15 protein-coding genes and 2 pseudogenes are annotated in these 19337 nt (G+C 66.3%); 10 read left to right on the top strand and 7 right to left on the bottom strand.

Annotated features, from left to right (window positions below; translation table 11 throughout):
• Nucleotides 1-91: 91 nt before the first annotated feature.
• The 4 genes from SA190iCDA_RS20090 (at nt 92) to SA190iCDA_RS20075 (ending at nt 2637) form a co-directional block, all read left to right on the top strand.
• Nucleotides 92-757, top strand: a complete 666-nt coding sequence (locus SA190iCDA_RS20090) for a dual specificity protein phosphatase family protein (protein ID WP_070888014.1) — start codon at nt 92-94, stop codon at nt 755-757.
• 13 nt (nt 758-770) lie between these two features.
• On the top strand, nt 771-1136 hold the full coding sequence (locus tag SA190iCDA_RS20085) for a hypothetical protein (RefSeq protein ID WP_070888056.1): 366 nt from the start codon (nt 771-773) through the stop codon (nt 1134-1136).
• 67 nt (nt 1137-1203) lie between these two features.
• Complete coding sequence (gene chrA, locus SA190iCDA_RS20080; RefSeq protein ID WP_070888015.1) at nt 1204-2388, top strand: chromate efflux transporter; 1185 nt, start codon at nt 1204-1206, stop codon at nt 2386-2388.
• A 30-nt stretch (nt 2389-2418) separates the two neighbouring features.
• A complete protein-coding gene (locus SA190iCDA_RS20075) occupies nt 2419-2637 on the top strand; it encodes a DUF6434 domain-containing protein (protein ID WP_070888016.1) in 219 nt (72 codons plus the stop codon).
• Nucleotides 2638-2659: 22 nt separating this feature from the next.
• Here SA190iCDA_RS20075 and SA190iCDA_RS20070 read toward each other — a convergent pair whose 3' ends face one another.
• The 3 genes from SA190iCDA_RS20070 to SA190iCDA_RS20060 are packed head-to-tail and all read right to left on the bottom strand — an operon-like array spanning nt 2660 to nt 5543.
• Complete coding sequence (locus SA190iCDA_RS20070) at nt 2660-3346, bottom strand: HAD family hydrolase (protein WP_070888017.1); 687 nt, start codon at nt 3344-3346, stop codon at nt 2660-2662.
• Between the two features lie 52 nt (nt 3347-3398).
• The gene (locus SA190iCDA_RS20065) at nt 3399-4748 is read right to left on the bottom strand and encodes an APC family permease (protein WP_070888018.1); all 1350 of its coding nucleotides are present in this window, start codon (nt 4746-4748) and stop codon (nt 3399-3401) included.
• A 3-nt stretch (nt 4749-4751) separates the two neighbouring features.
• Nucleotides 4752-5543, bottom strand: a complete 792-nt coding sequence (locus SA190iCDA_RS20060; protein WP_070888019.1) for a 50S ribosomal protein L11 methyltransferase — start codon at nt 5541-5543, stop codon at nt 4752-4754.
• 232 nt (nt 5544-5775) lie between these two features.
• On the opposite strand from SA190iCDA_RS20060, the gene sbcD reads away from it, so the two are divergent.
• The gene (gene sbcD / locus SA190iCDA_RS20055; protein WP_070888020.1) at nt 5776-6993 is read left to right on the top strand and encodes an exonuclease subunit SbcD; all 1218 of its coding nucleotides are present in this window, start codon (nt 5776-5778) and stop codon (nt 6991-6993) included.
• 327 nt (nt 6994-7320) lie between these two features.
• Here sbcD and SA190iCDA_RS23585 read toward each other — a convergent pair.
• From SA190iCDA_RS23585 to SA190iCDA_RS20045, 3 genes and pseudogenes are all read right to left on the bottom strand, one after another.
• A pseudogene (locus tag SA190iCDA_RS23585) lies at nt 7321-7911 on the bottom strand (methyl-accepting chemotaxis protein); the annotation flags it as partial.
• A 315-nt stretch (nt 7912-8226) separates the two neighbouring features.
• Nucleotides 8227-8865: pseudogene (locus tag SA190iCDA_RS23580) on the bottom strand (cache domain-containing protein); the annotation flags it as partial.
• A 360-nt stretch (nt 8866-9225) separates the two neighbouring features.
• Nucleotides 9226-9954: a GntR family transcriptional regulator gene (locus tag SA190iCDA_RS20045; protein WP_070888022.1), complete on the bottom strand. Its 729-nt coding sequence runs from the start codon at nt 9952-9954 to the stop codon at nt 9226-9228.
• A 172-nt stretch (nt 9955-10126) separates the two neighbouring features.
• Between SA190iCDA_RS20045 and SA190iCDA_RS20040 the strand changes: the two genes are divergently transcribed.
• Both SA190iCDA_RS20040 and SA190iCDA_RS20035 read left to right on the top strand, forming a co-directional pair.
• On the top strand, nt 10127-10957 hold the full coding sequence (locus tag SA190iCDA_RS20040; RefSeq protein WP_070888023.1) for an amidohydrolase family protein: 831 nt from the start codon (nt 10127-10129) through the stop codon (nt 10955-10957).
• A 33-nt stretch (nt 10958-10990) separates the two neighbouring features.
• Complete coding sequence (locus SA190iCDA_RS20035) at nt 10991-12292, top strand: SLC13 family permease (protein WP_070888024.1); 1302 nt, start codon at nt 10991-10993, stop codon at nt 12290-12292.
• A 65-nt stretch (nt 12293-12357) separates the two neighbouring features.
• Here SA190iCDA_RS20035 and SA190iCDA_RS20030 read toward each other — a convergent pair whose 3' ends face one another.
• Nucleotides 12358-13485, bottom strand: a complete 1128-nt coding sequence (locus tag SA190iCDA_RS20030; RefSeq protein ID WP_070888025.1) for a PQQ-dependent sugar dehydrogenase — start codon at nt 13483-13485, stop codon at nt 12358-12360.
• A gap of 168 nt (nt 13486-13653) precedes the next feature.
• Between SA190iCDA_RS20030 and sbcC the strand changes: the two genes are divergently transcribed.
• The 3 genes from sbcC to SA190iCDA_RS20015 all read left to right on the top strand — a co-directional run bounded on the left by sbcC (nt 13654) and on the right by SA190iCDA_RS20015 (nt 19331).
• Nucleotides 13654-17067 carry an exonuclease subunit SbcC gene (gene sbcC / locus SA190iCDA_RS20025; protein WP_070888026.1) on the top strand — a complete coding sequence of 1138 codons (3414 nt, stop codon included), beginning with the start codon at nt 13654-13656 and terminating at the stop codon, nt 17065-17067.
• Nucleotides 17057-17521 (top strand): hypothetical protein, encoded by a 465-nt coding sequence (locus tag SA190iCDA_RS20020; protein WP_070888027.1) that lies wholly within the window; start codon nt 17057-17059, stop codon nt 17519-17521. Before sbcC ends, SA190iCDA_RS20020 begins: the two co-directional genes overlap by 11 nt.
• Nucleotides 17522-17687: 166 nt before the next feature.
• Nucleotides 17688-19331: a glucan biosynthesis protein gene (locus tag SA190iCDA_RS20015; RefSeq protein ID WP_070888028.1), complete on the top strand. Its 1644-nt coding sequence runs from the start codon at nt 17688-17690 to the stop codon at nt 19329-19331.
• Nucleotides 19332-19337 lie beyond the last annotated feature (6 nt).

Genomic DNA, 19337 nt, shown 5'->3' with positions numbered 1-19337 from the left:
ACGGGGATTGACGCTTTTTTCACAGGGCCATGACGAAGCCCTCACGGGGCCGACACGAGACTGCGCTCGTTCATCCAGCCAGGATCATACGATGCCACAGCTTCGCTACGCCCAACTACGCTGTCATATCTTCTGCTGGGCGCTGCTGCTCGGTATGCCGCTGACGCCGGCATGGGCCGCGGTAGCCGTCACGAATTCCAGCGAAGGGCCTGCGTCATGGGCTACGCCCGTTGACAGGGTCTTCAACCTCTACCGCATGCAGCCCGATCTGTATCGCAGTGCGTTGCCCACTGCCGTTCAGCAGGGTGAGCTGCAGCGCCTGAAGATTGCCACGGTGATCAATTTCTATCAGCGCAGCGATGCCCAGTGGCTGAGCGACCCGGCCGTTCGCCAGATCCACCAGCCCTTGCATGCCGATCGCGTCGACGATGCCGATGTGCTGCAGGCCCTGCGCAGCATTCGCCAGGCGCAGGCGCTTGGCCCGGTGCTGATTCACTGCAAGCACGGGCAGAACCGCACCGGCCTGATCGCGGCCATGTACCGCATCATCTACCAGGGCTGGAGCAGGCAGCAGGCACTTGCCGAAATGCGTGGCGCCGGCTTCGGTGGGCAGGAGCGCTTCGAGGATGCCGAGCGCTATGTGCGCGAGGTCGATCTGGCGCGCTTCCATCAGGCCCTGGCCAGTGGCGCCTGCAGTACCAGCCCCTGGGCCTACTGTGCGCTGCGCGACAGGTTGCTCAACGCCTTCAACGAGTAGCGAGGTGATCACCATGGCCACCAGAGCCGTGCTTTTCCTTACGATGCTGCTGCCGCTACTGAGCGGTTGTCAGAGCACTCGCGACTACCTGCTCGCCCAGGGCTATCCGCCGGCCTTCGCCTCGGGCTACGCCGATGGGTGCGCCAGCGGCGACAGTGCGGCCAAGGCGCTCGGTGCGTTTCGCAAGAACGTGCCGCAGTACCTGGCCGATACGCAGTACGCCACCGGCTGGGATGATGGCTTCCAGCAATGCCAGGCCAGCGCCAACGCCGATATCGAGCGGCGCCTGCAGCCGGAAAGTGACCGCGACCGTGACTGGCGCCACCAGGTCGACCAGGACATGGCCAAGGCCATGAGCCGTTCGCTGAAACGTAGCTAGTGAGCGCAGCCTTTAAAAAGTCATGTGGACAGGGCACATTGATGGGCCCGACCGTCGAGAACCCTGCATGGCCCATGCCCCACGTGACGACCGCAGCCCCTGGTCGATCTTCCTGATCTTTCTGCGCCTGGGGTTCACCTCCTTTGGCGGTCCGGTCGCCCATCTCGGCTACTTCCGCCAGGAATTCGTCAGTCGCCGGGGCTGGTTGAGCGAGGCGGTCTATGCGGAGCTGATCGCCATCGCCCAGTTCATGCCAGGGGCGGCGAGCAGCAAGGTCGGTATGGCAGTCGGCCTGTCCCAGGCGGGCTATCGCGGTGCCCTGGCCGCGTGGCTCGGCTTTACCCTGCCGTCGGCCCTGTTGCTGATGGCGTTCGCCTACGGTCTGGTCGTGAAGGGCGATGCCCTGGCCTCCGGTGCCTTGCATGGCCTGAAGATAGTCGCCGCCGCCATCGTCGCCCAGGCGGTTTGGGGCATGGCCCGTGCGCTGTGCCCGGATACCCCCCGGCGGGTGCTGATGCTGGTGGCCGCAGCCGTCGCGCTGCTGGTGCCGGGCGCCATCGGGCAGCTGGCGGTGATTATCGGTGCCGGCCTGGTGGGAACGGCGCTGCTGAAATCCAAGGCGCAGACCATTACCGAGCCATTGCCCATCGCCATTGGCCAGCGGTCCGGCGCACTGTGGCTGGGGATTTTCCTGCTGCTGCTGGCCGGCCTGCCGCTGCTGGCCCATCTGCTGGATAGCCCGCTGTTGAGCCTGTTCGAGGTGTTCTACCGAACCGGTGCCCTGGTATTCGGCGGCGGCCACGTGATGTTGCCGCTGTTGCAGGCCGAGGTGGTGGCCAACGGCTGGCTGGGCAACGATCTGTTCCTGGCCGGTTATGGCGCCACCCAGGCGGTGCCGGGGCCGCTGTTTACCTTCGCAGCCTTCCTCGGCACGGCCATGGCCGGCTGGCTGGGCGGCCTGCTGTGTCTGCTGGCGATCTTCGCGCCATCGTTTCTGCTGCTGGTCGGCGTGCTGCCATTCTGGGCGCGGTTGCGCACCCGACCACGGCTGCAGGCGGCGATGGCGGGCGTGAATGCGGGGGTGGTCGGCCTGCTGCTGGCCACGCTCTACCAGCCGGTAGGCACGGGCGCCGTCGGCAATCTGCTGGACTTCGCCCTGGTGCTGCTTGCCCTGCTGGCACTGATGGCCGGCAAGCTGCCGCCCTGGATGGTGGTGGTAGCTGGTGCGCTGATCGGCTGGCTTGTACTGTGAACGCCGAACCCATCGGCAAGGAAAGGCAGCATGGCTTTCGACTGGCACGGCGGCACCATCACCCGCGACACCCCGGTAGGTAGCGATTACCGCAACACCCAGAACGTGCGCCGCTTCATGAGCGCGCAGTGTGGCGCCGACTTTCGCTTCGACCGGCCGTTCATGGCCTGGATGCGCAGCGGTGCGCCGCGCACCATGGGCGATGTGGTGGACGAATGGACACGGCGAAACGGTGCGACCCAGGCCTGAGCCCGGGCCGCCCGGGGAGCGGTCAGTCGCTGCCGTGGCGCAGGCGCTCTACCAGCGGCGGCAGCTCGCTCATGCGCCCGATCAGGTGCTGAACGCCCAATTGGTGCAGGGCTTCGCCATGCTCGGGCGGAATGTGGCTGGCGCCGAGAAAGCCGATCACCTGCATGCCGGCGGTCAGCGCCGCCGTGGCGCCGGTGATGCTGTCCTCGACCACCAGGCAGCGGCCCGGGTCGACGCCGGCGCGTTCGGCGGCCAGCAGATAGAGATCCGGTGCCGGCTTGGGCCGTTCGACCTGGTCGGCGCTAAAGGCCCCGACGTTGACCCGCTCGACCAGCTCGCAGCGCTGCAGGGCGAAGGCCAGCGCATCGGCGTAGCTGTTGGAGGCCACGGCCAGCGGCAGGTCGATCTGCAGCAGCGCTTCACGCACGCCGTCGATCGGCTTTACCTGCTCGCGGATCAGCGCCTTGGTGATGGCCCGGTTCTTCTCCAGAAAACCCTCGGGCAACGGCTTGCCGAAATGCGCTTCGGCGCGGGCCATGATGTCGCGGGTCTGCAAACCGAAGGTGCCGGCCAGTACCACGTCCAGTTCGTGGGCCGGGTAGTGTTCGGCCAGGGCGGCATGCAGATGGCGCTCGGCGATGATCTCGCTGTCGATCAATACGCCGTCGCAGTCGCAGATCAGCAGTTCGATGGGCGGTTTCGGCGGCATGGCAGGCTGTCTCCTGTAGAAGCGGGAGGGCCTGTGTAACACAGAAACCCGTTCAGTTCGAACCGCTCGCCACGGTTTCGGCCGGCCGTTGCAGCAGCAACAGGGGCAAGCCGGCGGCCAGGATCGCCAGGCCCAGCAAGGCGCCGACCCCTGCATACAGGGTGCTCGACCAGAACAGCCCCAGGCAGCTGGCGGCGAACAACAGCGGCAGCAGTGGGTACAACGGCACGCTGAACGGTCGGCCACGATTGGGCTGCAGGCGGCGCAGGCGCAGCAGCGACAGGGCGGTCAGGCACATGAACAGCCAGAACACCGGCGCAGTGTAGGCGACCATGCTCTGCACGCCGTTCTCGCTCAGGGCGCCGAACAATAACAGTGGCAGGGTGATCAGGCACTGCACCAGCAGCGCCCGCACCGGCGTGGAGGCGCGGTCGTTCCAGGCGCCGAGCATCGCCAGCTGGGGCACGTCACGGCCCAGGGCGTAATAGACCCGCGAGCCGGTGAGAATGGTGGCGTTGAGGGTGCTGATCGCGGTGACGCAGATCAGCGCGCTGAGCAGCACGCCGCCCCAGGGGCCGGCGACGATGGTCATCAGGTCGGCGCCGATGGCGCTGGACTGGCGCAGGCCCACAAGGCCGAAGATGTCGAGGAACACCAGGTTGGCCAGCAGGTACACGCCGGTTACCACCAGGGTGCCGAACAGCAGCACGCGGCTCATGTTGCGGCCCGGGTTGCGCAGCTCGCCGGACAGGTACGCCGCCTCGTTCCAGCCGCCGTAGGTGAGCAGCACGAACACCATGCCCATGCCGAGCATGCCGGCCAGGTTGCCGCCGCTATCGGCCGCCGCCGGCGCTATCTCGGTTAGCGGTTCGGCCAGCAGCAGGCCGGCGACAACCACCGTGAGCAGCGCCAGCAGGGTGATGCCGGTGAACAGCACCTGCAGGCGCTTGGATTCATGGGTGCCGAGGATATTCAGGGCGGTCAGCGCCAGCACCACCAGGGTGGCGTGCCAGGCGCTGCCGTACTCGCCGAGCGGCAACAGGCGCTGGGCATAGTCGCCATAGATGAAGGCCACCACGGCGATCGCCCCGGTCTGGATCACCGTGCCCCTGGCCCAGGCGAACAGCAGGCTGACCTGCCGGCCCCAGGCCAGGTTGAGGTAATGGTATTCGCCGCCGCGATCCGGGTAGCTGGCGCCCAGTTCGGCGTAGCACAGCGCGCCGACCAGCATCACCAGGCCGCCGGCCAGCCACAGGCCGATATACACGAAGGCGTTGTCGGCGTGCTGGGCCACCAGGGGCGGAAAGCCGAAGATGCCGACGCCGATCACCACGCCGACCAGCATGGCGACGCCGTCGAGCACCGACAGGCCGGGTTGTCGTGCCGCTGCGCGTGCGCTCATGGCTTAGCTTCGCCGTGCGCGCCAACCGGTTACCGCGCCTTCGGCGGAAATCGGTTCGATACGATCACCCTCGACCTGGCCGACGTACAGCTGGCCGTCGACCTCGAAGCGCACTTCGGTGCCGTTCAGACGTCCGCGCAGGCGCTCCTGATGCCCGGTGGTGCCGCTGATTTCCTGGAAGCGCTGCTCGAGGTCGACGGTGAAGGTTTCGCCCTCGCGCTCGACCGTCCAGCTGCCGGCGATCCTGGCCGGTACGATCCACAGGTAGATGCGCGCGCCCTCGACGATATCGCTGCGATCCGGTTCCCAGTCCTCCATGCTGAAGGCGTGGGACACCACCCGGGTGCCGGGGCGCAGGGTGTCGAGAATCACCGGGCGCAGGCGCATGTTGACGGTATTGAGCAGGTACATGGTCAGCACGTCGGCATCGGCGATGTCCTTCTTGAACAGGTCGCCCTGCTCGAACACCACCTTGTCGGCAACGCCGGCCCGCTCGGCGTTGGCCTCGGCTTCCTCGATGCGCAGCGGGTTCAGGTCGATGCCGTAGGCGGCCTTGGCGCCGCGATCCTTGACCGCCGCGATGGCGATGCGGCCATCGCCGGAGCCCAGGTCGATCACGTAGTCGTCGGGGCCGACATCGGCCATTTCCAGCATGCGCGCCACCACCGGTTCCGGTGTCGGTACGTAGGGTACGTCGAGGGCGATGGTCTGGGCCTGGGCGGCAGACTGCAGCAGGCCGAACAGGGCCAGGGCAGAGGCGCACAGGGAAAGCGGGCGAACGGCTGCGGTTGTCATCGGCGGATACCTCTCAGCGGAGTCGGCAAGGGAAGGGAACGATTTTCCGACCGGAGCCTAAGCGCCAGGGTTCGACCTGGGGAACCCGGCCTGCCGGCCGGCTGCCGGAAAATCACCGCGTAGCCCAGCGGATACGGCGCCTGCCGGGTGTGTTACCTCATGTGAAACCATTGCCTTGGCAGCGCCGAGAAGGCATGGTGGCGGCATTTTCAGCCACGGGATCGAGCTGCCCATGCGCCTTCTGCACACCTCCGACTGGCACCTGGGCCAGCACTTCATGGGCAAGACGCGCCAGGCCGAGCACCAGGCGTTCTGCGCCTGGCTGATCGAGCAGGTGCGCGAGCATGGGGTGCAGGCGCTGCTGGTCGCCGGGGATATCTTCGACACCGGCTCGCCGCCCAGCTATGCCCGTGAGCAGTACAACCAGTTCGTGGTGGCGCTGCGCGAAACCGGCTGCCAACTGGTGGTGCTCGGCGGCAATCATGACTCGGTGGCCATGCTCGGCGAGAGCCGCACCCTGCTGGCGCAGCTCGGCACCCGGGTGATTCCCGGCGTCGGCGCTCACCTGCACGAACAGCTACTGGTGCTCGAAGGCGCCGATGGCGGGCCGGCGGCGCTGCTCTGCGCCATCCCGTTCATCCGCCCGCGCGATGTGCTGCGCAGTGAGGCGGGGCAGAGTGCGGCGGACAAGCAACTGTCGCTGCAGCAGGCCATTCACGCCCACTACCAGGCGCTGTACGAGCTGGCCCTGGCGCGGCGCCGCGAACTCGGCGCGGCCCTGCCGATCATCGCCACCGGCCACCTGACCACCGTCGGCGCCAGCGCCAGCGAGTCGGTGCGCGAGATCTACGTCGGTGCGCTGGAGGCCTTCCCGACCTCGTCCTTCCCGGCGGCCGACTACATCGCCCTGGGGCATATCCACCGGCCGCAAAAGGTTGGTGGCCTGGAGCATATCCGTTACAGCGGCTCGCCGATCCCGCTGAGCTTCGACGAAGCCCGCCAGCAGAAGGAAGTGCTGCTGGTCGACCTGGACGAGGGTGGCCTGCGTGAGGTGCGCGCCGTGCCGATACCACGATTCCAGGCCCTGCAGTCGCTACGCGGTTCGTTGAAGACCCTGCCCGCGATGCTTGCCGAGGCGGCGCGCGAGGGCAGCGCCGAGCGCCCGGTGTGGCTGGAGGTGCAGGTCGAACTGGACGATTACCTGAGCGATTTGCCGGTGCGCATCGCCGCGCTGTGCGAAGGCCTGCCGGTGGAGGTGCTGCGCATTCGCCGCGCCCGTGGCACCGCGGTCGCCAGCCTGCAGGGCGAGCAGGGCATGCTCGACGAGCTGACGCCCGAGCAGGTGTTCGAGCAGCGCCTGGCCAGCGAAACCCTGGAGCCCGAGCAGAGGCAGCGCCTGCATGGGCTCTACAACCAGGTGCTGGCTGAGCTGCGCGACGAGCCTGCCTGATTCAGAGCTGTTTATGATCTTTTGGTCCAGGTTCGTCTATTTTGGCAGCTAAGCGGCAGGAGCGGTCGCAAGCTGCAGGCCCCAAGCTACAAGTTAAAAGCAGTCCGCAGTGCTCTAGCTATTTCTTGCAGCTTGAGGCTTGCGGCTTGAAGCTCAATGTCCGCTCCTGCCTTGTAGCTGCCGCTTCACGCTCATAAGGTCATGAGCAGGCTCTCAGGCCCTGAAGAAACTCACCCGCTCGATCAGCCGGCATGCCCGGGCCGACAGTTCTTCACTGGCGGCGGACACCTGGGCCCGGCTCCGGGGAGCCGGGCGCGAGGGCTGCACTCAGATACGGAACTGCCCGAGCAGGCGACCGAGTTGCTCGGCCAGTTGCTTGAGGTGCTGGCTGGCCGCGCTGGATTGCTCGGCCGAGTCGGCGGCGCTGTGGGCCAGCGCCGCGGTATGGGTGACGTTCTGGTTGATGTCATCGACCACATGGGACTGCTGCAGCGTGGCGCTGGCGATCGAGGCGTTGAGGCCGGTCAGGTTGCGCAGCGATTGGGCGATCTGCGCCAGGCTCTCGCCGGCCTGGCTGGCCTGCTCGACGGTCAGGCGCGAGGCCTGGCTGCTGTCGCCGATGGCTTTCACCGCGGCCTGGGAATTGCCCTGCAGGCGCTCGATCATGCCCTGGATCTCCGCCGTGGATTTCTGCGTGCGCTGGGCCAGCAGGCGTACCTCGTCGGCGACCACGGCAAAGCCGCGGCCCTGCTCGCCAGCCCGGGCGGCCTCGATGGCGGCGTTGAGCGCCAGCAGGTTGGTCTGCTCGGCGATCGAGCGGATCACCTCCAGCACCCCGCCGATCTGCGTGCTTTCGCTGGCCAGCGACTCGATCACCGCCACGGCCTTGTCGATGGTGGCGGACAGCTGGTCGATCTGCTGCAGGCTGGCGTCGATATTGTGCTGACCCTGGCGCGCCTGTTCTTCGGCGGTGTGCACTTCGCTGGAAGCGTGCTCGGCGTTCTTGGCCACATCCTGCACGCCGTAGGTCACCTCGTTCACCGCGGTGGCGACCAGCTCCATCTGCTGGGCCTGTTGCTGGCTGTGCTGCTGCGCGGCGCTGGAAATGTCGCCGAGCGAGGAAGCAGCCTGATCGAGCGAGGCGGCAGAGTCGAGCAACTGGCGGATCACCTGGCGCATCTTGCCGGTGAAGGCGTTGAAGTGCCCGGCCAGTGCGGCCAGCTCATCGCGGCCCTGGTCATCGAGCTTGTGGGTCAGGTCGCCTTCGCCGCTGGCGATATTGGCCATGGCCGTCACGGCCTGTTGCAAGGGCACGGCGATGCTGCGCGAAATCATCACCACCAGGGCGATCAACAGCAGGGTGGCCGGTAGGCCGATGGCCAGCGCCTTCAGGGCCTGGGACCTGAACTCGGCCTGCACGTCGTCGACGTACACGCCCGAACCGATGATCCAGCCCCAGGGCTGGAACAACTCGACATAGGAAATCTTCGGCACCGGCTCGCTGGCGCCCGGCTTGGGCCAGCGGTAGTCGATCGGCCCGGCGCCCTGGCGCTTGGCGATGGCTACCATGTCGTTGAACAGCGCCTTGCCGTCCGGGTCCTTGATGCTCGACAGGTTCTGCCCCTCGAGCTTGGCATTGGTCGGGTGCATGATCATGGTCGGCGTCTGGTCGTTGATCCAGAAATACTCCTGGCCACCGTAACGCAGGCTGCGGATCACCTCGATCGCCTGCTTCTGCGCCTGCTCGCGGCTCAGCGTGCCGCTGGCCTCCAGGCCCTGGTAGTGCTTGAGAATGCCCACGGCGGTCTGCACCACGTGCTGGGTCTTTTCCGCCTTGCCGGCGTACAGGCCAAGGCTGATCTGATTGAGCATGTAGGCGCCGAGCAGCACCAGCATCAGCACCGGCATCGCGATGATGAGCCACAGACGACGATTGATCGGCAAGCGACGCAAGCTGTTCATGGGGGCATTCCTGATCTTGTTGTTCTTGTTAGGGCAGCCGGTGCGAGCCGGCAGCGATCCTTCTGCACCTGATAGCACTTCAGTAGCTCGGCGTAAATCGAAAAGATGCGGGCGCGACGTTTTTTACCGTCGCCATGGCTGCAAGCCCTTGGTTACGCGGCTTTCAGGTCGTCGGACGACCGTCGAGCAGTCGCGCCAACCCAGCCCGCCACGCGCCTGGTCGAGGCCTGGCGGCAGGCGCGCATCGCGCGGTGGTCGAGCGGGGAGGGCTCAGCAGATCTCGATCTGGTAGCGAAAGTTGGCCGCTGCGGCGCGGGACAGGCGGTACTCCAGCGGGCTGCGGTCGTAACCCAGGGCCGTGCGTTCGATCACCACGATGGGGTCGCCCTCGCCGATGGCCAGGGTGCCGGCCATTTGCGCGTCGGCGCAGCCCACCGTCAGGGTTTCCCGGGCCGAGGCAATGCACTGGCCGCACTGTTTCTCGTAGAAGGGGTAGAGCAGGTCGCCGAAGGTAGCCGAGTCGATATCCAGCAGCACGATGAAGCGCGAAGCGGGCAGCCAGATTTCTTCATGGAACAGGGTGCGATCCTTGATCACCCGCAGGCGCTCGAGGCGCAGCACCTGCTCGCCCGCTTTCAGGGCGAGCGCCTTGGCGATCTCCCTGGAGGGCTTTTGCAGCGCCTTGGAGAGAATCTGGCTGGTGGGGATTTCCCGGCCACCGCTGGCATCCACCTGACGAAAGAAGCGCGCCAGGGAAGCGTCGAAATTCGGCCGCCGCACGAAGGTGCCACGGCCCTGGCTGCGCAGCAGCAGCCCCTCGTTCACCAGGGTATCCACCGCCTTGCGCACCGTGCCGATGGCCACGCCGTAAAGCTTGGTCAGTTCTGCTTCGGTGGGGATCGGCGCGCCGGGCGACCACTCGCCAGCGGCGATCTTGGCGAGCATTTCCTCGCGCAGTCGTTGGTAGAGCGGCAAGCGTTGGTCGTATCCGAGGGTCATCGCGTCTGGGGGTCCGGTTGCAACAGGCTGGCGCCACTCTACACCGGCTGATCGATTGACAGAATGGCTGAAGCAAATATATGGTCAACTATTCATATATATGACTGCATGTCGTGATAACAAGGGCCGGCCCTGCTGTCGGCCTTCACAACAATCGATCAGGTACGCCCCAATGAGCATCGCCAGCCCTGCCATTACCGGCATCGACAGCCACGCGCATATCTTTCGCCAGGATCTGCCGATGGTCGCCAGCCGCCGTTACAGCCCGCACTACGACGCCTTGGTCGAGCAGTACCTCGCCCACCTGGACCGACACGGCCTGTCCCACGGCGTGCTGATCCAGCCGAGCTTTCTCGGCGCCGACAACGGCTTCATGGTCGAGGCCCTGCGCCGCCATCCCGAGCGCCTGCGCGCGGTGGCGGTGGTCGATGTGACCGTCAGCGATGCCGAGCTGGACGAACTCGCCGCTGCTGGCGTGGTGGGCATTCGCCTGAACCTGATCGGCAAGCAATTGCAGGAGTACACCGGCGCCGCCTGGAACGCCTTGTTCGAGCGCCTGGCAGGGCGCGGCTGGCAGGTGGAAATCCAGCGGGGCATCGATGACCTGGCGCAGATCGTGCCGGCCATCGTCGCCACCGGTGTCAACCTGGTGATCGACCATTTCGGCCTGCCAACCGGCGGTATCGATGCGCAAAACCCGGACCACCAGGCATTTCTGCAATTGCTCGGCGACTCGCGAGTGTGGCTGAAGCTCTCGGCTGCCTACCGCAGCAAGACCGATCCACTGCAGTGCGCCGCCGTGCTGGCGCAGGTGCGTGCAGCGGCCGGCGGTATCGAGCGCTTCCTGTGGGGCAGCGATTGGCCCAACACCCAGTTCGAAGATCGGACAGACTATGCCGAGCAGTTCGAATTGATCGAGGCGCTGTTGCCGGATGCGGCCGAGCGTCACCAGGTCCTGGTCGCCAACCCGGCCCGCCTTTTCGGTTTCTCCAACAACCGCTGATCCCATTCGAACAACAACAGGAAACCCCTCATCATGATGAGTATCATCGTCGTCGCGGCCATCGTTGTCGCGGTCGCCCTCGGCTACAAGACCAAGATCAACATCGGTCTGTTCGCCATTGCCTTCGCCTACCTGATCGGCTGTTTCGGCATGGGCCTGAGCCCGTCCGATGTCATCGGCATGTGGCCACTGAAGATCTTCTTCATCATCTTCTCAGTGTGCCTGTTCTACAGCTTCGCCACGGTCAACGGTACCCTGGAAAAGCTCGCCGAGCACCTTATCTATCACTGCCGCAAGGTGCCGCAGTTGCTGCCCTTCGCGGTATTCTTCACGGCCACGGTGATTGCCGCGATGGGCGCCGGGTACTACACCGTACTGGCGTTCATGGCGCCGATCACCCTGTTGCTCTGCCAGCGCACCGGCATGAGCCTGATCGTCGGCGGCATGGCGGTGAACTATGGCGCCCTGAGCGGTGCCAACTTCATGTCCAGCCAGAGCGGTATCATCTTTCGTGGCCTGATGACCAATGCCGGCATCAGTGACAACGATGCCTTTATCAACGCCTTCGGGATCTTCGCCAGCACCCTGATCATTCCAGTGCTGGTGATCTCGGCGTTCGTGTTCCTGACCCGCGATGGCCGTGCGATGAAGGCCGCGGTGTTCGATGCCAGCGAGCCGACGGCACTGAACCGTGAGCAGAAAATCACCCTGTGGCTGACCCTGGCGATGATGGCCATCGTACTGGCTGCGCCCATTGCCCATATCCTGCTGCCAGCCAACGCCACCATCAGCTTCATCAATTCGAAGATGGATATCGGCCTGATCGCCAGCCTGTTCTCGGTCATCGCCCTGCTGCTCAAGCTGGGCGACGAGCGCAAGGCCATGGCCTCGGTGCCCTGGGGCACGCTGATCATGATCTGCGGCGTGGGCATGCTGATCTCGGTGGCGATCAAGGCGGGTACCATCGATGTGCTGGCCTCGTGGATCGGCGGCAGCATTCCACCGCTTCTGGTGCCGGTGGTGTTCGGTGTGGTGGCGGCGTTCATGTCGCTGTTCTCCAGCACCCTGGGCGTGGTGACGCCGGCGCTGTTCCCCATGGTGTTGCCGATCGCGCAGTCGCTGGGCCTGGAGCCGATGGTGCTGTTCATCGCCATCGTGGTCGGCGCTCAAGCCACCTCGATCTCGCCATTCTCCTCGGGCGGCAGCCTGATCCTCGGCTCCTGCACCTCGGAGCAGAGCCGCGCCGCGCTGTTCCCGCAGCTGCTGTTCCAGGCCGCGCCCATCGGTTTCGTGGCGGCGCTGGTGTTCAATGGGCTGCTGACGTTCGTCTACTGAGGCCAATATCGGCATAAAAAAACCGCAGTCAGGCTGCGGTTTTTTGTGCGCTACCTCTGCGCGGGCTACTTGGGTTGCAACTCCAGCAGCCGGCCGCCGCTGCCGTCTTCCAGCAGCCATACGCTGCCATCCGGCCCTTGCTCCACTTCGCGGATGCGCGCGCCCATGTCGTAGCGCTCGGCCTCGCGGGCGCTGTCGCCGTCGAAGGCGACGCGTACCAGCGCCTGGGAGGACAGCCCGCCGATCAGCCCGGCGCCGTCCCAGCCGGGGAAATGCTCGCCCTCATAGATGACGAAGCCTGCCGGCGAGATGACCGGGTTCCAGGTGATCTTCGGTGCCTCGAAATCCGGGCGGGTATCGTGGTCAGGGATCGGCTTGCCGCCGTAGTGGTCACCGTTGGAGACCTCGGGGTAGCCGTAGTTTTCGCCGCGTACGATCAGGTTCAGCTCGTCGCCGCCGGCCGGGCCCATTTCGTGTACCCAGAGCTTGTCGTTGGCGTCGAAGGCGATGCCGAGCATGTTGCGGTGGCCCAGCGACCAGACCTGCGCGGCCACGCCGCCCTGGTCGGCGAACGGGTTGTCGCCCGGCAGGCTGCCGTCGTCGTTGAGGCGCACCAGCTTGCCGAGGTTGGCTCGCATGTTCTGGGCCGGGGTGAACTTCTGCCGCTCGCTGGAGGTGATCCACAGCTTGCCGTCCGGGCCAAAGGCCAGGCGATGACCGTAGTGGCCACTGCCGCTGACCTTCGGCGTCTGCTGCCAGATCACGCCGAGCTCGGTCAGGGCGCCGCCGCCATCGTCACCGAGTTGCAGCTTGGCGCGGGCGACCGCAGCGCCGCGGGTGTCACCCTCACCGGCTTCGGCATAGCTGATATAGACGTAGTGATTGTTGGCGAAGTCCGGGTGCAGGATCACGTCGCCAAAACCGCCCTGGCCGCCATAGGCCACTTCCGGCACGCCGGCGATATCGCTGCTTTTACCGCTCTTCGGGTCGACATGCTTGAGCACGCCGCGCTTCTCGGTGACCAGCAGCGTGCCGTCGGGCAGGAAGGTCATCGCCCAGGGCTCGTCGAGGGTGACACGAGGCTCGGCAGTGAATGGCCACTGTGCCTGGGGCAGGGCCTCTGCCGCCTGGGCGCCGAGGCTGGCGAGACCGAGTGCGATACCACCGAGCAAAAGATGAGCGGGACGGGTCATGGCGAATCTCTCCTGATAAGCGAACCTCACACGTTACCCGGGCGGCGCAGATGTAACAGGACGTTTTTGTTACCACCCGCGTCAACGACTGCGGTCGGCAAGGCCCGGTGACCCGGCAACAATGCCACAATAGCCGCCTGCTACCGTTTCGAGCCCAGCCCTGCCGCCATGAAAATCCTCAGCCTGCGCCTGAAGAACCTCAACTCGCTCAAGGGCGAGTGGAAGATCGATTTCACCGCCGAGCCGTTCGCCAGCAACGGCCTGTTCGCCATCACCGGGCCGACCGGGGCGGGCAAGACCACGCTGCTCGACGCCATCTGCCTGGCGCTGTATCACCGCACCCCGCGCATGGACAAGGTCGGTGGCGAGAACGAGCTGATGACCCGGCACACCGCCGAGTGCCTGGCCGAGGTCGAGTTTGCGGTGAAGGGCCAGAGTTACCGGGCGTTCTGGAGCCAGCGCCGGGCGCGGGACAAGGCCGATGGTGCGCTGCAGGGCGCCAAGGCCGAGCTGGCGCGGCTGGACGGCGAGATCATCACCGACAAACTCAGCGAAAAGCCCAGGGAGGTAGAGCGCCTCACCGGCCTGGATTTCGGCCGCTTCACCAAGTCGATGCTGCTGGCCCAGGGCGGTTTCGCGGCCTTTCTCGAAGCCTCCGCCAACCAGCGCGCCGAACTGCTCGAAGAGCTGACCGGCACCGATATCTACGGGCTGATTTCCCAGCGGGTGTTCGAGCAGACCCGTGAGGTGAAGAGCGCACTCGACCAGTTGCGCGCCCGCGCCGAGGGCGTCGAGTTGCTCGATGACGCGCAACGCCAGGCACTCGCCGACGAGGCGGGGCAACTGGCGGCCGAGGAGGGCGCGACGCAAGCAGCCTCTGCCGAAGCCGGCCGGCAGCGTCAGTGGTTGACCGACCTGGCACGTGCCGAAACGCAGGTCGCCGCGGCGGCGGCTCAGGTCGAGGCAGCCACCCAGGCCGAGCAGGAGGCCGCGGACGAACTGAAACGCTTGCGTGACAGCGCGCCCGCACAGCGCCTGCAGCCGGCTTATCAGGCCCGGCGTGAGGCCGCCCGTGTGCTGGCTGCCAGCGAGGAGGAACAGCGCGCCCATCGACAGCAACTCGCCGAAGCCCAAGCGCGGCTGCACGACCATCTGCACCAGGCCGCCAGGGCCAGCGCGGCAGTCTCCCTGGAAAAGCACCAGGCTTTGCAGCGGCTGGAGGAGGAGTGTCGCGCCCTCGATGCGCAGTTGCAGGCTTCGGCCGACCAGGAGCGGCTGAGCGCCCAACTCAGCGGCTGGCAGCGCGCCTTCGCGGTGCGCGATCAGGCCAGGCAGGCGATAGCCGGGTTGCAGGCCAGGCAGCAGGCGGGCGCCGAGCAGCTTCAGCAGCTCGAGCTCGACCTGAGCCGCCTCGCGCAGTCGCTGCAGGCCGTGGCCCAGGCCAAGGTCGATGCCGAACAGCGGGTCGCCGAGGTGCAGGGGCGCTGGCAAACCGCCCTGGCCGGGCGCAGCGAAAGCGACTGGCGCACGCACTGGCAGCAGGTGCATGCCCGCGGCAGCGCGCTGGAGCAACTGGCGCAGCTGGCCGAACGGCGCGCGCAACTCACCCAGCAACTGCAGCGCGTTACCGCCAGCCTCGCCAGGCAATTGCAGGGCCTGGGCGAACGCGAAGCGCAGCGCACGGCCCTGCGCGAGCGCTACCGCGAAGTCAAACAGAGGCTGAGCGATCAGGACAAACTGCTCGAGCAGGAGCAGCGTATCCAGGCCCTGGAGGCCTACCGTGCGCAGTTGCAGGCCGATCAGCCCTGCCCGCTGTGCGGCGCCATCGAGCACCCGGCCATCGCCGCCTACCAGACGCTGGACGTGTCGGCCACGCAGCGCGAGCGCGACGACGCGCGGCAGACCCTAGATGCATTGACCGAGCAGGGCCAAAACCTTGGCAATCAGGTCGCCATGCTGCAGGCCCAGGTGACGCAGAGCCGTGAGCAGGAGCAGGACCTGCAGCGCCAGCTCGACGCGCTGGCCGCTGCCTGGCAGCGCCAGGGCGAGGTGCTCGAGCCATTGCCCAAAGACGAGGCGGCGCTGGCCGCCGCACAGACCCGGCAGATTGCCGAGCGCGTCGAGGTCGACGCGACCTTGAAGCAGCTCGACAGCCTCAAGCAGGAGCTCGAGCGCGCCCGTCAGGACGCCGCGATCAGCAGCCAGAAACACGCGGCGGCCCAGCAGCAACTGGGCGCCGTCGAGCGTGATCGCGACCGTGTCCAGGCGGCGCAACAGGCGCTGGACGAACAGCTGGCGGCGCAGCGTGGGCATCAGCAGCAGGTCGAGGCCGAACTGACGGCGCAACTGGCCGCCTTTGGCTACGCGTTACCCGAGGACGGCGCGAGCTGGCTGGCGGCGCGTCAGGCCGATGTCGAGCACTGGCACGGGGCGGTACAGCGGCGCCAGGCACTGGCGCAGCAACAACCGGCATTGCTGCATCAGGCCGGCGAGGCCGACAGGCAGGCGCAGCAGTGGCAAGGGCGGTGGCAGGAGGCGGGCGGTGAGCCGATCGTCGCCCAACTGCTCGACGGGGCGGCAGCCCAGCTCGAAGCAGCCCTGGTCGGGTGGCACAGCGCCGAGCGCCGTTGCCTGGAGCTGCGCATCACCCTGGACAGCTGTGCGCAGCGCCAGGTTGGCCTGCGCGAGGCAGAGCAGACTGCCGCGGCGCAGTGGCAGGCGGCACTGGCCGGCAGCCCGTTCAACGATGAAGAGGAGTTTCTCGGCGCCGCGCTCGATGACCAACAGCGCGAGCAACTGCAGGCGCTCAAGCAGCGCCTGGAAAAGGCCCAGACCGAAGCCCGGGCATTGCATGCCGCCGCTCAGGGGCAACTGGCCGCGCTGCGTGCCGAGCCGCAGACCGAACACAGCGCCGAGTATCTGGATGAACAGCTGCAGAGCCTGCAAGCGACCCTGAAGCAACTCGGCCAGCGCCAGGGCGAAATTCGCGGGCAACTGCAGGGCGACGATCAGCGTCGGCTCAACCAGCAGGCGCTGTTCGAGGCCATCGCCCGGCAGCAAGGCGAGTTCGACAGCTGGCAGCAGCTCAACAGCCTGATCGGCTCGGCCGATGGCGCCAAGTACCGGCGCTTCGCCCAGGGCCTGACCCTCGGCCACCTGGTGCACCTGGCCAATGGTCAGTTGCTGCGCCTGCACGGCCGCTATCAGCTGGCGCGCAAATCCCTGGGCGAGCTGGAGCTGGAGGTGATCGATACCTGGCAGGGCGACGTGGCCCGCGACACCCGAACCCTGTCCGGTGGCGAGAGTTTTCTGGTCAGCCTGGCCCTGGCCCTGGCGCTGTCCGATCTGGTCAGCCACAAGACGCGCATCGACTCGCTGTTTCTCGACGAAGGCTTCGGCACGCTGGATGGCGAAACCCTGGAAGTGGCCCTCGATGCCCTCGACAATCTCAACGCCAGCGGCAAGATGATCGGCGTGATCAGCCACGTCGAGGCGCTCAAGGAGCGGGTTGCCGTGCAGCTCAAGGTCAACAAGGGCGTAGGTATGGGCTATAGCACCCTGGAGAAACGTTATGCAGTTTAGAGTTCTGGCGCTGTGCCTTTTGTTGGCCGGCGCCGCCCACGCCGAAGATGTACAGAAAGGCCACGGCTTGCAGGTAATGGACGAGCGCGGCTGCGTGCTTGGCAATGCCGGCATGCAGGCGCCGACACTGACGTTGATGGCGGCGGCCTACGGCGAGTCCGAGGCGCGCAAGGACATGGCGCTGGCGCAGATGAAACAGGCGCTGGAGGCCGGCTGCCCGGTCGACGAGCCGGATCAGATGGGCCTGTCCGCCCTCAATGGCGCCATCCTCTATAACGAGCCGGTGTTGGTGAAGCTGCTGCTCGAACAGGGCGCCAACCCGAAGCGCAAGATCGTCAGCCCGAAGACCACGCTCAACGGCCTCGACTCCTTCGCCTTTCTCGATCTGCTCGACAAGCGCGACGGCAAGCGTGACCGCAGGGCCATCGGCAACCTGCTGAAGGCGGCGCGCTAGGGTCTGTTGCCGTTTCACCCTCAGCGTTTCGCTTGTGCCGCTGGCGGCGTTTACCAGCCGGTTGCACATTCAGCGCGGAACCATGTGGCGGGTAGGGCTATCTGTTGTAGGGATTTTTCAGCGCCCTTGGGCGACATGCAGATTCCTTACCTAGCCAGGGATGCCCATGCATAGACGTGACCTTCTCAAAGCCTCCATGATGATGGCTGCCGCCAGTGGCCTGCCGGCCAGCCTGTTCAGCCTGCACAGCTTCGCCAAGACCGCTGACGGCGAAGCTGAACCCTTCGATTTCAAGCAACTGCAGGCGCGCGCCAAGCGCATGGCCGGCCGGGCTTACCAGAGCACCGCCGAGGTGCTGCCGGAGACCCTCGCCAAGTTGACGCCCCAGCAGTTCAACGCCATCCAGTACGACCCGGCGCATTCGCTGTGGAACGAGCTGGACGGGCAACTGGACGTGCACTTCTTCCACGTCGGCATGGGCTTTCGTCAGCCGGTGCGCATGCACGCCGTCTACCCCAAGAGCCGTCAGGCCCGTGAGGTGCATTTCCGCCCCGAGCTGTTCGAGTACGGCAAGAGCGGCGTGGATGTTGCGCAGCTCAAGGGCGACCTGGGCTTCGCCGGCCTCAAGGTGTTCAAGCAGCCGAACATCGCCAAGTACGACATCGTCTCCTTCCTGGGCGCCAGCTACTTCCGCGCGGTGGACAACACCGGCCAGTACGGCCTGTCGGCCCGGGGCCTGGCGGTCGACACCTTTACCGACACCCCGGAAGAGTTCCCCGACTTCACCGAGTTCTGGTTCGAGACGCCGGACCAGAACGCCACCCGCTTCGTGCTTTACGCCTTGCTCGACTCGCCGAGCGCCACCGGCGCCTTCCGCTTCGATATCGACTGCCAGGAAAAGCAGGTGGTGATGGATATCGACGCCCATATCAACGCCCGCAAGACCATCAAGCAGCTGGGTATTTCGCCGATGACCAGTATGTTCGCCTGCGGCGGCCATGAACGTAACCGCTGTGACTTCATCGCCACCGCCATCCACGACAGCGATCGCCTGTCCATGTGGCGCGGCAACGGCGAGTGGGTCTGCCGGCCGCTGAACAACCCGGAAAAACTGCAGTTCAACGCCTTCGCCGACACCAACCCGAAGGGCTTCGGCCTGGTGCAGTACGACCATGACTTCAAGTCCTACCAGGACACCGTGGTCTGGTACAGCCGCCGTCCGAGCCTGTGGGTCGAGCCGACCACCCAGTGGGGCGAGGGCAGCATCGATCTGCTGGAGATTCCCACCACCGGCGAGACCATGGACAACATCGTCTGCTTCTGGAACCCCAAGCAGCCGATCGAGCCCGGCACCTCGTTGAACTTCGGCTACAAGCTCTACTGGGCCGCGCTGCCGCCGGTGAAACCGACCCTGGCCCAGGTGCATGCCACCCGCTCCGGCATGGGTGGCTTCATCCTGGGCTGGGCGCCGGGCGAGCACTGGCCGAAGGTCTGGGCACGGCGCTTCGCCATCGATTTCGCGGGCGGCCCGCTGGCAGAGATGGACGCCAAGGCCCAGGTCGAGGTAGTGGTCGAGGCCTCCCATGGCGAGGTCAAGGATTTCAGCATCCTGGCCCTGTACCCGGAGGTGGAAGGCTTCCGCGCGCAGTTCGACTGGTTCCCCACCAGCGACAGCGTCGAGCCGGTGAACATGCGCGCCTACCTGCGCCGCGTCGACAACAAGGAAGTGCTCAGCGAGACCTGGCTGTACCAGTACTTCCCGCCGGCGCCGGCCGAGCGCCGCTACCCGGACTGGAAGAGCGATTCCTGACCGCTT

It is taken from the genome of Pseudomonas argentinensis (assembly GCF_001839655.2).
Lineage (GTDB): Bacteria > Pseudomonadota > Gammaproteobacteria > Pseudomonadales > Pseudomonadaceae > Aquipseudomonas > Aquipseudomonas argentinensis_B.
Note: the sequence above shows the minus strand (reverse complement) of the source record. Positions and strands in the feature narration are given on the sequence as shown.

Coding starts and splice junctions, on each gene's coding strand:
- SA190iCDA_RS20090 (WP_070888014.1), top strand. CDS start 92: ATGCCACAGCTTCGCTACGCCCAACTACGCTGTCATATCTTCTGCTGG.
- SA190iCDA_RS20085 (WP_070888056.1), top strand. CDS start 771: ATGGCCACCAGAGCCGTGCTTTTCCTTACGATGCTGCTGCCGCTACTG.
- chrA (WP_070888015.1), top strand. CDS start 1,204: ATGGCCCATGCCCCACGTGACGACCGCAGCCCCTGGTCGATCTTCCTG.
- SA190iCDA_RS20075 (WP_070888016.1), top strand. CDS start 2,419: ATGGCTTTCGACTGGCACGGCGGCACCATCACCCGCGACACCCCGGTA.
- SA190iCDA_RS20070 (WP_070888017.1), bottom strand. CDS start 3,346: ATGCCGCCGAAACCGCCCATCGAACTGCTGATCTGCGACTGCGACGGC.
- SA190iCDA_RS20065 (WP_070888018.1), bottom strand. CDS start 4,748: ATGAGCGCACGCGCAGCGGCACGACAACCCGGCCTGTCGGTGCTCGAC.
- SA190iCDA_RS20060 (WP_070888019.1), bottom strand. CDS start 5,543: ATGACAACCGCAGCCGTTCGCCCGCTTTCCCTGTGCGCCTCTGCCCTG.
- sbcD (WP_070888020.1), top strand. CDS start 5,776: ATGCGCCTTCTGCACACCTCCGACTGGCACCTGGGCCAGCACTTCATG.
- SA190iCDA_RS20045 (WP_070888022.1), bottom strand. CDS start 9,954: ATGACCCTCGGATACGACCAACGCTTGCCGCTCTACCAACGACTGCGC.
- SA190iCDA_RS20040 (WP_070888023.1), top strand. CDS start 10,127: ATGAGCATCGCCAGCCCTGCCATTACCGGCATCGACAGCCACGCGCAT.
- SA190iCDA_RS20035 (WP_070888024.1), top strand. CDS start 10,991: ATGATGAGTATCATCGTCGTCGCGGCCATCGTTGTCGCGGTCGCCCTC.
- SA190iCDA_RS20030 (WP_070888025.1), bottom strand. CDS start 13,485: ATGACCCGTCCCGCTCATCTTTTGCTCGGTGGTATCGCACTCGGTCTC.
- sbcC (WP_070888026.1), top strand. CDS start 13,654: ATGAAAATCCTCAGCCTGCGCCTGAAGAACCTCAACTCGCTCAAGGGC.
- SA190iCDA_RS20020 (WP_070888027.1), top strand. CDS start 17,057: ATGCAGTTTAGAGTTCTGGCGCTGTGCCTTTTGTTGGCCGGCGCCGCC.
- SA190iCDA_RS20015 (WP_070888028.1), top strand. CDS start 17,688: ATGCATAGACGTGACCTTCTCAAAGCCTCCATGATGATGGCTGCCGCC.